General features: G+C 46.7%; 16 protein-coding genes and 1 pseudogene. All 17 read right to left on the bottom strand.

The genetic code is table 11. The features are described from left to right. Nucleotides 1-14: 14 nt before the first annotated feature. Nucleotides 15-773, bottom strand: coding sequence for an ATP-dependent sacrificial sulfur transferase LarE (gene larE / locus H6A32_RS04875; protein ID WP_204863853.1), 759 nt, complete (start codon nucleotides 771-773; stop codon nucleotides 15-17). 211 nt (nucleotides 774-984) lie between these two features. Next, nucleotides 985-1,392 carry a DUF3842 family protein gene (locus tag H6A32_RS04870; protein WP_087252352.1) on the bottom strand — a complete coding sequence of 136 codons (408 nt, stop codon included), beginning with the start codon at nucleotides 1,390-1,392 and terminating at the stop codon, nucleotides 985-987. Between the two features lie 109 nt (nucleotides 1,393-1,501). Next, a complete protein-coding gene (locus H6A32_RS04865; protein ID WP_118636286.1) occupies nucleotides 1,502-2,320 on the bottom strand; it encodes a hypothetical protein in 819 nt (272 codons plus the stop codon). 58 nt (nucleotides 2,321-2,378) lie between these two features. After that, nucleotides 2,379-2,639, bottom strand: a complete 261-nt coding sequence (locus H6A32_RS04860) for a Txe/YoeB family addiction module toxin (protein WP_087167857.1) — start codon at nucleotides 2,637-2,639, stop codon at nucleotides 2,379-2,381. After that, the gene (locus H6A32_RS04855; RefSeq protein ID WP_207753128.1) at nucleotides 2,629-2,850 is read right to left on the bottom strand and encodes a type II toxin-antitoxin system Phd/YefM family antitoxin; all 222 of its coding nucleotides are present in this window, start codon (nucleotides 2,848-2,850) and stop codon (nucleotides 2,629-2,631) included. Before H6A32_RS04855 ends, H6A32_RS04860 begins: the two co-directional genes overlap by 11 nt. 209 nt (nucleotides 2,851-3,059) lie before the next feature. After that, on the bottom strand, nucleotides 3,060-4,361 hold the full coding sequence (locus tag H6A32_RS04850) for a putative ABC transporter permease (protein WP_204863852.1): 1,302 nt from the start codon (nucleotides 4,359-4,361) through the stop codon (nucleotides 3,060-3,062). A 21-nt stretch (nucleotides 4,362-4,382) separates the two neighbouring features. Then, nucleotides 4,383-5,240, bottom strand: coding sequence for a dTDP-4-dehydrorhamnose reductase (gene rfbD / locus H6A32_RS04845; RefSeq protein ID WP_118636288.1), 858 nt, complete (start codon nucleotides 5,238-5,240; stop codon nucleotides 4,383-4,385). A gap of 18 nt (nucleotides 5,241-5,258) precedes the next feature. Continuing rightward, nucleotides 5,259-5,756, bottom strand: coding sequence for a pantetheine-phosphate adenylyltransferase (coaD, locus tag H6A32_RS04840; RefSeq protein WP_087167854.1), 498 nt, complete (start codon nucleotides 5,754-5,756; stop codon nucleotides 5,259-5,261). 40 nt (nucleotides 5,757-5,796) lie between these two features. Further along, complete coding sequence (locus tag H6A32_RS04835) at nucleotides 5,797-6,135, bottom strand: hypothetical protein (protein ID WP_087167853.1); 339 nt, start codon at nucleotides 6,133-6,135, stop codon at nucleotides 5,797-5,799. A 70-nt stretch (nucleotides 6,136-6,205) separates the two neighbouring features. Beyond that, entirely contained in the window at nucleotides 6,206-6,844 is a 639-nt protein-coding gene (gene hisIE / locus H6A32_RS17010) for a bifunctional phosphoribosyl-AMP cyclohydrolase/phosphoribosyl-ATP diphosphatase HisIE (RefSeq protein WP_430749573.1), read from the bottom strand. Nucleotides 6,845-7,114: 270 nt separating this feature from the next. After that, nucleotides 7,115-7,492 (bottom strand): annotated as a pseudogene (locus tag H6A32_RS17005) (HisA/HisF-related TIM barrel protein); the annotation flags it as partial. Nucleotides 7,493-7,512: 20 nt separating this feature from the next. Next, nucleotides 7,513-8,103: an imidazoleglycerol-phosphate dehydratase HisB gene (gene hisB / locus H6A32_RS04825; protein WP_087167851.1), complete on the bottom strand. Its 591-nt coding sequence runs from the start codon at nucleotides 8,101-8,103 to the stop codon at nucleotides 7,513-7,515. Between the two features lie 2 nt (nucleotides 8,104-8,105). Then, entirely contained in the window at nucleotides 8,106-9,407 is a 1,302-nt protein-coding gene (gene hisD, locus H6A32_RS04820) for a histidinol dehydrogenase (protein ID WP_087252346.1), read from the bottom strand. 14 nt (nucleotides 9,408-9,421) lie between these two features. Continuing rightward, nucleotides 9,422-10,060: an ATP phosphoribosyltransferase gene (gene hisG, locus H6A32_RS04815; RefSeq protein ID WP_087167849.1), complete on the bottom strand. Its 639-nt coding sequence runs from the start codon at nucleotides 10,058-10,060 to the stop codon at nucleotides 9,422-9,424. Continuing rightward, nucleotides 10,057-11,322, bottom strand: coding sequence for an ATP phosphoribosyltransferase regulatory subunit (gene hisZ / locus H6A32_RS04810; RefSeq protein WP_087167848.1), 1,266 nt, complete (start codon nucleotides 11,320-11,322; stop codon nucleotides 10,057-10,059). Before hisZ ends, hisG begins: the two co-directional genes overlap by 4 nt. Before the next feature lie 87 nt (nucleotides 11,323-11,409). Further along, entirely contained in the window at nucleotides 11,410-11,943 is a 534-nt protein-coding gene (locus H6A32_RS04805) for a Holliday junction resolvase RecU (RefSeq protein ID WP_087167847.1), read from the bottom strand. 20 nt (nucleotides 11,944-11,963) lie between these two features. After that, complete coding sequence (locus tag H6A32_RS04800; RefSeq protein ID WP_087167846.1) at nucleotides 11,964-12,947, bottom strand: RluA family pseudouridine synthase; 984 nt, start codon at nucleotides 12,945-12,947, stop codon at nucleotides 11,964-11,966. Nucleotides 12,948-12,950: the final 3 nt, after the last annotated feature.

Below are 12,950 nucleotides of genomic sequence, written 5' to 3'. Positions count from 1 at the left end.
CCTTCCCGATGATGTTATACTGATTTGGCCCGCGCTTCCAGATCCAGCAGGATGGATGAAAAGAGCGGCCGAAGTGTTGTCAGGATTTCTTCCCTTTTGGGAAACAGCAGAGGCATCTGTTCTTCTGTGACCTGAAGCCGCGCGCCGCCATCCTCCATCAGACGGACGCGGAAATCCTGAAATCCAAGATTTGCCAGTGCCGTCTCTGCCGTCTCTGCCGTCTTCAGCAGTTCCGGTGTAATAGGTGTCCCTGTCGGGATTCTTGTTGCGAGACAGGCGTAAGCCGGTTTTCTGCTTGTAAAGAGCCCTGCTTCTTCGGACAGACGCCGGACTTCGCTTTTGGAAATTCCACATTCCCGAAGGGGCGAACGTACCTCAAGTTCCCGAATCGCCTGCATACCCGGACGGTCATCTGCATCGTCTGACGCATTGGTTCCATCCAGAAGACAGAAGTAACCATCTTTTCGCGCTGCCGCCCATAGCTGTGAAAACAGCGCTCTTTTGCAGTAGTAGCACCTCTTTGGTCCATTTGCGGCCGCTTCCTGAACGGATAAAATGTCCTTTTCCAGAACAGTCATCGGAATGCCAAGCTCTTCTACAACTTTGCGTGCGTCTTCCATCTCAAAATCCGGCTGAAAAGCCGTTTTCATATAATAAGCATGTACGTCGCAGCCATACTGCTTTGCCGCCCATAAAAGAAATGCCGAGTCTGTGCCGCCGGAAAATGCCAGGGCCGCTTTTGGCACTTCACAGAAAAACTCTTCCAAAGTCATCTATTATTTCCTCCTTTTCGACAAAAAAGAAGGTATCCGCCTTCTTCTGAAAGCAGATACCTTCCTGGTATCAAAATTTCTATTCTGCATTTTAATTCGTAATTTTTACTGCAAAATTTCTGCTCTATCAGTCGATTGCCAGTAATGCTGTTTCTCTGTCATATGGCACTGATCCGCTTCTGCCGATCATTCCGGCTTCCTGCCGGATTAGTTAGTCTATCAGTGTACCCAGAATCTCAACTGCATTCTGTACATTTTTCGTCATAGAGAGGTCTGTAACGCCGACAATGATATTGTCGCACAGATTCACCGGAATCAGTATCCGTTTTGCACGGCTTTGTCCGACAGCCTGCGCCATAGCCGGGGTGATCTCCCCCAGCATGGAATCTGCAATCACAATTCCCACCGGCCCTATGATCACATCTGCCCTGCGGCATGCAACGATCACAGAATTCTCTCCCGTGGCCGCCTGCGTTGCCCCGGCACGAAGCATGGCATTGGTCGCTGCACTGTTTGCCCCTATTGCAATGATCTCAATGTCCGGATACCGGTCTTTGACTGCGCTTACCAGCTGACGGCCAAGTCCGCCGCCCTGGCCATCTATGATTACCAGATTCAAGTCTGTTCCTCCCTCATGTTTCCATCAATAAATTACAACTATATAGTTTAAACGATTTTGGGAAATTTTGCAATTTTTATTTAGAAAAGCCTCCTCTTTCTTTTACCAATTATTCATTTTGTTCTGCTGCTTCTTTTTCCTGCAGCAGTTCATCCTCTTCGTAGGCCTTATGATCCCGTGGATCCAGCAGATATTTCATGAACTCGCGGTCAGTATATTCCGTTTCCAGAAATTCGCTGAAGCATGGGTAAATCAGGTCGTGGAATCCTTTTTCAAAAAGGTAATCTTCCAGATTTCCTTTGTAATCAGTGTCCTCTTCCCGCTTCTGACGCCACGTATCTGCTGTTTCAGACAATTCCCGTAATGTGATACCATGAATAAACATCCACCACATCTGAAACTTTGCATATGCTTTCTTCCGAAAAACTTCCCGCTCGGACGGCTCCTCCTCACGTGTTTCGTAATGTTTTAAAATCTCCCGATTCCGTGCTGTATCCAGGTAATAACGCTCGAAGCCTTTTCCGAGATTGAGATCACGGATCATGACAACTCCGTCCATCTCCGCAAAGCGGACAGCATCTTCCAAAGACATGTCTGCATCAGCGGATGTATTAATGAACTTTGCTCCATACTGATCCGTATCTATTACGTAATGTGTCGGTCTCGCCCAGAAAGCTTCCATTAGTATCTGTACTTTCTCCGCGATGATTTCTGCTCTTCTGTCTGTATTTCCATATTTAGATCCGACTCTGTTGCGGACCCGGACATAGGCGTATCCGAGAAGTGCCTCCTTGTTTGGAGCCAGTGTCCCGATGATTTTTTTCAGTGCTCTGTTGGCACAGACTCTTTCCCCTTTCGTAATCTCGTCCTGAATCTGTAACAGTCCCTGTTTGACAAATTCATATGTATTTCTGGTAAATCTTTGCATGTTGCTTCCCCCTGTTTATCTAAATGTATTCCTTCTATAACGAAAATATGAAGTGAACTCAATCATCGTGAAAACGACAGGAAAGAATGTAGATATTGTCATCGTCCATGCAATATACCAGCCTGTCTTTATCATTGATCCGGCGGCTCCAGCAACCTTCCATCCTGCCTGTCAGGGGCTCAGGTTTACCGATTCCGGTAGTTCCGTTTTCACAGATATCCGCAATAAGCAGATTGATCTTTTTCAGTGTTTCCCGGTCGTTTTGCTTCTGAAAAAGATAGTCTTTCCACCCATTTTCCGTAAAATGCTTATTCTTCATCTTCTGCCATTCCGATCAGATCATGGATCTGTTCGTTTCCCCTTTTCAACTGTCCGGCCGATTCCAGCAGCCATCTGTAGTTGGATTCCTTCGCAGTCAGATGCATGTTTTCCAGCATATTATTGTACATTTCCTCGGAAATCATTACAACATTCCGGTTTTTCTTTCGGGTGATGATAAGTGTCTCGTAATCATCAGTCACTCTGTCCATACATTCTTTCAGATTGTTCCGCAATTCTGTGTAGTTTATTGCAAGCACACTTTTCACTGTCCTTTCAAGTACAAAATATTGTACTTGTATTATAGTATATGTACATCATGTCGTCAACACAGGAAAAGAATTCCTGAAATCAGTTTTCCAGAGTATAAAAAGGCCGAAGATCACTCTTCGGCCCCTGATTTTTTCGGTTGTATGCCGGCTCACCGTGCGGATTTGGCATTCGGATAAATCTTCTCCATTCTGGCATCGTCAAATCTGGTATCAATCAGTTTTTCAACGGCATTGTCCGGTGTATCACCTTGTGCTCTCTGGTCGTATCTTACAAGAGCAGCGGCTGATACAACCATATTCGCTGCCATAAACAGGATAAGACACCATGTAACAATATATCCTGTGAGTTTTGGTATCTTTTCGATCCAGTCGGATATACGGGGATACAGTACCTTGATCCATATTACTGCAGCGATTCCCCAGAAGAAACAGTAAAGCAGGTTAATTCGCCCGCCCAGATTAAAAGGAATGCCACTGTAATCCCAGAATACTTTTCCGAAAAACAATTCGGCGAAAACACTGCACAGGTACTCATAAGCGCCGCCCAGAAACGTGCCGACCATAAAAAGATACCGGTCCGGCTTCTCTCTGTCCTTATGTAAAAGAATTGTTGCCGCAACAATCGCCATTCCCCAGATGATACTAAACGGCCCCCATACAAGGCTGCTCCGGCTCATCCATACTCCTGCTGTAATCCGGCAGAAAATGGTCTCAACCAGATCCCCGAGGAGCGAACCGATAACGAACAGCCAGAACAGTTTGTAAAATCCGCATCCCTCGGCAAACCGTCCTTCTTTCTCAGCTTCTTCTCTTGCCACCTGGATCAGAGGATAAGCTTTTTCCATTCTTCGCTCTACATGGCCGACAATCAGCGCCGTGAATTTTCCCGTAACAACTGCCACTTTCCGGTTCCAGCGGACTGCGGCTTTTGTCGGCCTGCCAATGCGCAGCGCCGCCGCCGATGACACAGACATATCAACAATAATTCCGACAAAGGCGATACCAACCAGTATATTCCCAAACGGCCTGGGGATAAGATGAAACAGCCTGGTGAAATCTTCATCTCCGAATTTGACTGCCAGTACACCAAGAACTCCCCAGAGAACGCTGTACTGCAGACAGATATATCCGTCAAAATTCCATTTTTTTTCGGAATAGTCCCACCATTTGCGCTGATTCATCCGTTCCAGAATTTTACCGGCAAACCACTCGATCGTCGTAGCAATTATCATGCATCCGAGAAACAGGAAAAACGGCTGATTTTCCAGATCTTCCAGAGAAATAATCATGATCAATGCTGCTGTTCCGTATATAAAACAAAACGGTCCTGAAGAAAATCCCCGGTTTACAAATTTCTTTTTCCGTATGGTTCCGACAATTGTCTCTATGAACCATCCCAGAAAGGAATAGATCAGTACCAGCCATATAAGCTCCGAAAATGTATAATGCATAATTACTCCTGCTGTCTTGTTTTATCTTTTGTATTCCTGCTCCATATATTCTTCCAGTGCATCAATCCATGTCGGCATCTTATGTATGCCGAGTACCGTAATCAGAAAATTGTCAAGTACTGTAAAAGTCGGTCTTGCAGAACAGTATTCAGCTTTTCTGGTCGGTACAGGGATTACCCTGACATCTTTTTCCGAAATCCTTACAATCTCTTTTGCGAATTCGTACCGGTTGCAGACACCGCTGCATGTCACATGGTAGGTCCCGTATTCTTCTGTATTGATCAGTTTCAGCATAAATGCCGCCAGTGCATTGGCACTGGTCGGTGAACCGTACTGATCATCGGAGATATAGAGTTCTGTCTTTGTTTCAATTGCTTTTAAAATCTGATTGACAAAATTTGCATCACTTCCGCGCCCAAAGACCCAGTTGCTCCGGATAATGAAATGGTCATGCGCAAATTCCTTGACATAATTTTCTCCTGCAAGTTTGCTTCTTCCATAAACTGTCATCGGATCCGTCTCATCAAATTCATGGTACGGCACCTGACGGATCCCGTTAAACACGTCATCCGTTGACAACAGGAGAATTCTGGCCTGAACTTTAGATGCTGCAATCGCAAGATTTCTTGCACCGATCGCATTAACTTTATAGGCGTATTCCGGCGATTCTTCACATGTCCCGACGTTTGTGACCGCAGCGCAGTCAAAAATCACATCCGGCCTTTTTTCCTTTGCAAAGTCGATAACCTGATTTAAATTTGTCACATCGACCTCTTCGATATCTGTGTTGATAATCTCAGCGTCCGGCTGATACTGCTTTGCCATATCATTAAGCGCGCATCCAAGCTGTCCGGCCGCTCCTGCAATCCATATTTTCATCTTCTTCACCTGATTTCTCTACTGTTGTGTATTTCCGGCTTCCGGATATTTCGCTTTTAATGCTCTGGAAACAACCTTAGGAACATATCTGTCTGTATCGGAGCCATAATATGCAAACTCTTTTACCAGTGTAGAACTTAAAAAGGCATATTCCAGACTTGTCGTAAAGAACATGGTATCAATCTCATTGTCCACACTGTGGTTGATCTGTGCCAACTGCATTTCATATTCAAAATCCGTAACGGCCCGAAGTCCACGGATAATCAGTCTTGCATGGTTCTGCTTTGCAAACTCAACGGTCAGCCCTTCAAATGCCTTTACTGTTACATTCGGGAAATCTTTTGTCACTTCCTGAAGAAGCTGCAGACGCTCCTCCATGGTAAAAAGCGGTGTCTTTTTCTGGTTGACAAGGACGCCGATAATGAGTTCATCTACGACTTTTGCCGCCCTTGTGATGATATCCAGATGTCCGAATGTAACCGGGTCAAAACTGCCTGGATATACTGCTTTAATCATCTGTATTCCTCATTTCATGAAAATTTCTTCAATAACTATACTACAAAATACCGGTCAGGTCAAACTGTTTCACGGATGGAAGGGAAAACGGCGCCTGTATCTGACGGAGAATCTCTGTCCTTTGCGGAACAGACGAAGGAAGCTTCTCATAATCCAGAGAAAGGAAGCCTGCAAACAGCAGAATACTGATGACAATCCGGACTCCTAATGTTCCGGTCTGACGCGTTTCCTGTTCCGGATAGATGCTTCCGTAAGCCGCGCGGTATCTCGGGTGGACTGCCGGTGCATGAAGGGGCGACTCCGCCGGATTCTCCTCCCTTGCCCGCATCTGCTCCAGTGCCTCTTTTCTCTTTCTTTCCCGGCTGTCATTCAAAACCATACACCTCCGCATTGCCGTCTAAAAAAGACAGGATATATAATCATAATATACCCTGTCTTTCCAAAGTATGCTAGTGTCTGTCAGATAATTCCTGAATAATGTCGTTCCAGTCAAGTCCCCGCTCTACCATCAGCACCATGGCATGATAAAGGAAGTCGGAGAGCTCGTATTTCAGCTCCTCTGTGTTCGGATTCTTGGCTGCAATAATGACCTCTGCCGCCTCTTCTCCCACCTTCTTCAGAATTTTATCAATTCCTTTATCAAAGAGATAATTGGTGTATGATCCTTCTTTTGGATTCTTCTTCCGGTCCAGGATCGTGCCATATACGGTTTCAAAAATCTGAAGCGGGTTGGTTTCATCATAATCCGTGCCTGCGATAGTCTGGAAAAAGCAAGTCGGATTTCCGGTATGGCAGGCTGCTCCGATCTGCTCTACTTTTGCAAGAAGGGTGTCCTTGTCACAGTCGATGGTCAGAGATTTGACATACTGGAAATGACCGGATGTCTCTCCTTTTGTCCAGAGACACTGTCTGCTCCGGCTGTAATATGTCATTTTTCCGGTTTTCACCGTCCGGTCAAATGCTTCTTCATTCATATAGGCAAGCATCAGCACTTCGCCTGTTCTGTAATTCTGCGCGATAACAGGAATCAGGCCGTCGGAATTCAGCTTGAAATCCGAGAAATCAAGTACGCTCTCAAAGGAAGTCATCTGGATGCCGCATTCCTGACATTTTGTCTTAAAGAGATGAAAATCCATATCCATGCGGCTGACAAATTTTCCGGAAATACCTCTTGCCCCCGGACTTTTCAGAATCCGGAAAATCTCAGATTCTTCCATCGTATCGGTCAGGACCACATATGGAATTTCTGTCAGTGTCATCACAGAGTTCAGATCCAGTCTGTGCATGAAAATGATCTCGCTGCTGTATTTTTCAATCAGATGCTGCTGTTTGAAAAGGGTATCAAAATCATTCAGAGAAACGGCCGTTTTCTCTTTTCCGAATCTCTTGGACGCTTCCTCCAGCATTTTTACAGAGCTTGCTTTGGAGAAATTCAGAACGACCCGTTTAGCTCCGGTGTAAAGTATCTTTTTCACATCTTCCAGACGTTTGATATTTCCTCCTGCTACAACAGGGATCCCGGCTGATTTTGTGATTTTTTTCAGCAGGTCGATGGACTCCTCATGATCCTCATCCGAATCAGAAAGGTCGAATACAAGAAGCTCGTCTGCTCCCTTATCGCTGTAATGCTTTGCAAGAGCAACCGCGTCTTCCGAGAGAACATCCATATCATCGAACCATCTGACTGCTTTTCCCTGCCATAAAAACAAGCAGGGAACAATTCTTTTATAACTCATCTGTTTTCAGTTCCTTTCTTCTATAAGCTTCCTTTTGTAGACCATACTTCCGTCATACCAGGCTCAAAGGAAACGGCCATGTGAAGAGCCTTTCCAAAACTTTTAAAAAGCGCCTCCGCCATATGATGATTGTTTCCTTCATCTACGATTTTCAGATGCAGATTCATCATGGCGCTGTAGGATACTGCATAGAAAAACTCCCGGATCATCTCCGTATCCATTTCTCCGATCTTTTCCACGGTAAACTCTGCCTGATATTTCAGAAACGGACGACCGGAAAGATCGATTGCCGCAAGGGAGAGTGTTTCATCCATTGGAAGGAGAAAGAATCCAAACCTCCGGATCCCTTTTTTATCGCCGACTGCTTCTGCGATCGCCCGTCCAAGAACAATCCCGGTATCCTCGATGGTGTGATGCGTATCTACGTTCAGATCGCCTTCTACCTGCACTTCCAGGTCAAAAAGGCCGTGCCTTGCAAACCCTTCCAGCATATGGTCAAAAAATCCGATTCCGGTCCGGATCTTTGTCTTTCCGGTCCCGTCCAGATTCAGGCGGACGGAAATATCCGTCTCTTTCGTCTTTCTGTGTTGTTCTGAAATTCGCTCCGGCATCGCTATTCCCCCTCTTTTTCAAACCGTACTTTGATCGAATTGGCATGAGCGGTCAGCTGCTCTGCCTGCGCAAAATATTCGATGTCCTCGTGAATTTTCTCAAGCGCATCTCTGGAGTAGGAAATAATGCTGGACTTCTTGATAAAATCGTCGACAGAAAGCGGAGAGAAAAACTTCGCTGTTCCATTTGTCGGCAGAATGTGGTTCGGTCCTGCAAAGTAGTCCCCAAGCGGTTCGCTTGCATACTCTCCAAGGAAGATAGCTCCTGCATTTCGGATCTTTGTCATCACATCGAACGGATTTTTCGTCAGAATTTCCAGATGTTCGCTTGCAATTTCATTGGCTGTCTCGATGGCTTCCTCCATCGTTTGGGCAACAAGGATATATCCGTAATTATCCAGTGATTTCTGTATAATCTCCGCACGGGAAAGTTCCTTTAAGAATCCATCCACTTCGTCGGATACCTTCTCTGCCAGTTCGGCGCTTGTCGTTACCAGAATCGCAGAAGCAAGTTCGTCGTGCTCTGCCTGGGAAAGAAGATCCGCCGCAACATATCTTGGATTTGCGGTTTCATCTGCGATAACCAGAATTTCCGAAGGTCCCGCTACCGAGTCAATGCTGACATATCCGTAAACTGCTTTTTTTGCAAGGGCAACATAGATATTACCCGGTCCTACAATCTTGTCCGTCTTCGGAATACTCTCTGTCCCGTAGGCAAGGGCAGCGATGGCCTGAGCCCCGCCGACTTTATAGATCGCGTCCACTCCTGCTTCTTTTGCCGCAACCAGCGTATGCGGACTGACTTTTCCATCCCTTCCCGGAGGCGTCACCATGATGATCTCGTCCACTCCGGCAATCCTTGCAGGGATCACATTCATCAGTACGGAAGAAGGATAGACCGCCTTCCCGCCCGGCACGTAAACACCCACACGTTTCAGCGGGGTGACTTTCTGTCCGAGAAGCGTACCGTCCGGCTTGCTGTCAAACCAGCTGTACTGCTTTTGCTTTTCGTGGTAGCTTCTGATATTTTCCAGCGCTTTTCTGATTACACCGATCAGCTTTTTGTCTGTTTTTTCATATGCCTCTGCAATCTCCTCTTCGGATACCCGAACCGTTTCTTTTGTAAGATGGGCGTGGTCAAACTGTTCGGTATAGGCAAAGAGCGCCTCATCACCTTTTTCTTTTACCTGCTTCAGAATCGCGGCAACCCGCTCTTCGTATTCTCCATAACTGTCCGGACTTCTCTTTAACAGATCCTGTAAAAGGTTCTGTTTTGTCTCTTCTGTCAATTTCTGGATTCTCATCTTCTATCCCGCCTTTACTTTAAAATTTCCCTCAGTCCGGTGATCAGTTCCCGGATTCTGTCATTTTCCATTCTCATGCTGACCGGATTGACGATCATTCTTGCGGAAAGCGGGCAGACTTCCTCCAGAACTTTCAGTCCGTTTTCTTTCAATGTCGTTCCAGTCTCAACGATATCTACAATTACTTCGGAAAGCCCGACGATCGGAGCAAGTTCAATGGAACCGTTCAGTTTGATGATCTCCACCGTCTGGTGCTTCTGGTCGAAGAAATAATTTTTTGCGATATTCGGATATTTTGTGGCTGCCCGGATAATCTCCCGGTGTCCCAGAAGCTCCTTTGCGCTTTCCGGTCCGCAGACACACATCCGGCAGGCGCCGAATTTCAGGTCGAGTACTTCGTGGACTTTCCGGTCCTCTTCCAGAATAATATCCTTTCCGACCACACCGATATCCGCGGCTCCGTACTCTACATAAGTCGGAACATCCGGCCCTTTTGCAAGGAAAAACCGGAGTTTCAGCTCTTCGTTTACAAAAATCAGTTTGCGCGAGGACTTGTCTTTCATTTCCTCACAGGTAATGCCAACCTGCTCCAGAAGCTCCAGCGTCTGTTTTGCAAGGCGCCCTTTACAGAGGGCAAAGGTCAAATATCTCATGACTGTTCCTCCTCCTTCTTCTGTCCGATTGTTTTCCGTTCCCCGGTTTTCAGGTTAATCATCTCGATCTCTCCGTTTTCCGGAAGATAGAGGAGATTCTCCGCCTGATTTTTCTTACCGTACTGGATGTAATAATCCAGGGATTCTTTGGCCTTTTTGCAGAACAGTTCCGTACTGTTCTGTCGTGCCCGGAATTCTTTCGCAAGGCTGATCGCCTGTCTGCGCTGGGAATCCGCATAGACAATGATAGCAGCATTCTCTTCGTAGGAAATCTGCACATGCTGTCTTGCAAGGGCATTCATCAGTTCATCGATAATAACGGCAAATCCGATGGAAGGCGCCCGCTTTCCGAATTTTTCCATCAGATGATTGTACCGGCCTCCTTTGACAACCGCGTCTCCGGTGCCGAATGTATATGCTCTGAAAATCACGCCTGTATAATAGCCGTATGCACCGCTCATGCTCAGGTCAAATGTGATATATTTCTGTACGGTATATGCTTTCAGAATTTCATATGTATCTTTCAGACGTTTGATGGCGCGTTTTGCAAGCTCGTTCGGCGCAATCGCCATCGCCTTATCAAGAACTTCCGGTCCTCCTACCAGTTCCGGCAGATGGCCGAACAGCTCTTTCATCTCCGGTTTGACATTTGCCTCGTCCAGGAGCTCCGTCACACCGTAATAATTCCGGTTTGAGATCAGCTGCCGCAGGTGTTCCTCATATTCCGGCGGAAGTTTGGCTTCCTTCATGAGACTGTACAGGAATCCGACATTCCCTACGCTGATCTGGAAATTCTCAAGACCGGACTGTCTTAAACAGTCCACAACCATTGCCAGCATTTCCGCATCCACATCCTTGGAATCTACCCCGATATACTCGGCGCCAAGCTGTGTATTCTCCCGCAGGCGTCCCTGATAGCGGGAATGGTTGATAAACGTGTTTCCTATATAGCAAAGCCGAAGCGGCTTTTCTTCGATTTCATACAGAGCCGAAGCAGCTCTGGCAACAGAAGGCGTAATATCCGGCCGAAGCGCAAGGATATTTCCCTCCCGGTCAAAAAATTTATATAATTCCTTCACAGAAATCGTTCCGATCTCTTTTCGGAATACGTCAAAATATTCGAAGGTCGGCGTCTGTATATCATGATAGCCATAAAGATGCAGGACGTGATGCAGCTTATCCTGCAGTGCCAGCTTTTTCCGGCACTCTACTTTGTAAATGTCCCGTACCCCTTCCGGTGTGTGTAAAATTTTCTGTTTCATGTCTTATCCACTCTTTCTCTTTTTCTTTTTGTTCACTTTATCATGCTACCATGTTAAATTGAAATTACAACGAATATTATAAAAATCTTACTCTCTTTTGTCAAGATCTTTCTGTATCTCATCCAGATAAGGAACCATGCACCCGCTTTTCAATGTGAAGAAAAATTCGGGATCCAGTTCTTCATACCGGATACTTTTTCTTCCGCCTTTCTCCATCCGTTCCCAGAACCGCTTCAGTTCCTGAAAACGCATGTAGTAAAGCTCTGTCCTTCCCGTGTAGAGGATCAGCAGAAAGGCGATCCCTCCCTGACGCTCAAATTCCTCCATAAATTCTACCTGATGCCGGTGTACATTCTGAAGCGGGAAGGTGTCCGCCGCGCACTCTTTGGCATCGAAGCAGACCGGAATCCCCTGCACGGCGCCGATATAATCGACGGTACTTCTCTGGTCGAAATACGCCAGGGTAATGTGCCGGTGTTCTTTGTCGATCCGGACCGGAGTGATCGGCGTTGGAATCTTCTGAATCAGAGCAAGGCCTTTGTTGCGGTATTGTTCATTTGTGTGATTGATATAGTCCTCCAGGGCAGAACCCCGCAGTCCTCTCGATGTCCATGTGGCCATGTTGCTGCTCCTTTTTCACTCTAAATATATACTTTTTGAATCATCTCAAACTGTTTCGGAAGCTCCGCCCGGACGATCAGGCCGGACAGCTTTTTCAGTTCTGCCGTTTCTTCCGGGAACTCCATCCGGTATGCATGAAGAAGCTGGTGTGTCAGTCCGAACTCCTTTTTCAGACGGTCGTTTTCTCTCCGGTTTCCGTATTTGTAATCTCCGATAATCGGATATCCGAGGGAAGCAAGGTGTGCCCGGATCTGATGGGTCCGTCCGGTAATCAGGTGCACCTCCAGAAGGGTGTGCTTCGCCCCTGTCTGAATTGGAACATATTCGGTCTCGATCGGGACGCTGCCCTCGGAAGGCTTGGAACTGATCGATACTTTGTTATGCTGCTCGTCCTTGGTCAGGAAACCGCAGGCCCGGACAGGCTCTTTCATCTGTCCGTACACGATGGTCCGATAATACTTCCGAACAGAACGGTCTTTCAACATCCCGCTCAACACCTGAAGGCCCCGCAGGCTTTTCCCGGCTGTCACAATGCCGCTTGTATTCCGGTCCAGGCGGTTACAGATGGACGGGCGGAAACGCCGAAGCTCTTCCGGTGTGATCTCCCCCTTTTCCAGCAGGTAGGCTGTCAGATACTCAACCAGAGAGATGTCGCCGGGCGATGCTTTCTGCGAGAGCAGTCCGCACGGCTTGTTGACAAACAGTACATCCTCATCTTCATAAAGTACCTGAAGCTTTCCGGCCAGTGCTTTTTGATCCCTGACAGCCGGCCCCTGGGACTTGCTTTCGGAAAATTTTTCGATCGTCTCATCGGAGAGAAACATCTGGATAAGGTCTCCCCCGGTAAGATGTTCGCTCCCCGTCATCTTTTTCTTATTCAGGGTGATGTTTTTTTTCCGCATCATTTTATAGATAAAGCTTTTTGGTGCCTTGGACAGGTATTTGGACAAAAACTTGTCCGCTCTTTGCCCGGCATCATTCTTTTCAATTCTGATTGTCTGCATTGG

It is taken from the genome of Drancourtella massiliensis (genome assembly GCF_016900655.1).
Classification (GTDB): Bacteria; Bacillota; Clostridia; order Lachnospirales; family Lachnospiraceae; genus Sellimonas; species Sellimonas catena.
Note: the sequence above shows the minus strand (reverse complement) of the source record. Positions and strands in the feature narration are given on the sequence as shown.

Bases quoted from the DNA above. Each gene is read 5' to 3' on its own strand.
- hisD (WP_087252346.1), bottom strand. From the start codon at position 9,407: ATGAGAATCCAGAAATTGACAGAAGAGACAAAACAGAACCTTTTACAG.
- hisG (WP_087167849.1), bottom strand. From the start codon at position 10,060: ATGAGATATTTGACCTTTGCCCTCTGTAAAGGGCGCCTTGCAAAACAG.
- H6A32_RS04850 (WP_204863852.1), bottom strand. From the start codon at position 4,361: ATGCATTATACATTTTCGGAGCTTATATGGCTGGTACTGATCTATTCC.
- H6A32_RS04855 (WP_207753128.1), bottom strand. From the start codon at position 2,850: ATGGACAGAGTGACTGATGATTACGAGACACTTATCATCACCCGAAAG.
- rfbD (WP_118636288.1), bottom strand. From the start codon at position 5,240: ATGAAAATATGGATTGCAGGAGCGGCCGGACAGCTTGGATGCGCGCTT.
- H6A32_RS04800 (WP_087167846.1), bottom strand. From the start codon at position 12,947: ATGCAGACAATCAGAATTGAAAAGAATGATGCCGGGCAAAGAGCGGAC.
- H6A32_RS04805 (WP_087167847.1), bottom strand. From the start codon at position 11,943: ATGGCCACATGGACATCGAGAGGACTGCGGGGTTCTGCCCTGGAGGAC.
- hisIE (WP_430749573.1), bottom strand. From the start codon at position 6,844: ATGACTTCCTTTGAGAGCGTACTTGATTTCTCGGATTTCAAGCTGAAT.
- H6A32_RS04860 (WP_087167857.1), bottom strand. From the start codon at position 2,639: ATGAAGAATAAGCATTTTACGGAAAATGGGTGGAAAGACTATCTTTTT.
- H6A32_RS04865 (WP_118636286.1), bottom strand. From the start codon at position 2,320: ATGCAAAGATTTACCAGAAATACATATGAATTTGTCAAACAGGGACTG.
- H6A32_RS04835 (WP_087167853.1), bottom strand. From the start codon at position 6,135: ATGGTTTTGAATGACAGCCGGGAAAGAAAGAGAAAAGAGGCACTGGAG.
- coaD (WP_087167854.1), bottom strand. From the start codon at position 5,756: ATGATTAAAGCAGTATATCCAGGCAGTTTTGACCCGGTTACATTCGGA.
- larE (WP_204863853.1), bottom strand. From the start codon at position 773: ATGACTTTGGAAGAGTTTTTCTGTGAAGTGCCAAAAGCGGCCCTGGCA.
- hisB (WP_087167851.1), bottom strand. From the start codon at position 8,103: ATGCCGGAGCGAATTTCAGAACAACACAGAAAGACGAAAGAGACGGAT.
- hisZ (WP_087167848.1), bottom strand. From the start codon at position 11,322: ATGAAACAGAAAATTTTACACACACCGGAAGGGGTACGGGACATTTAC.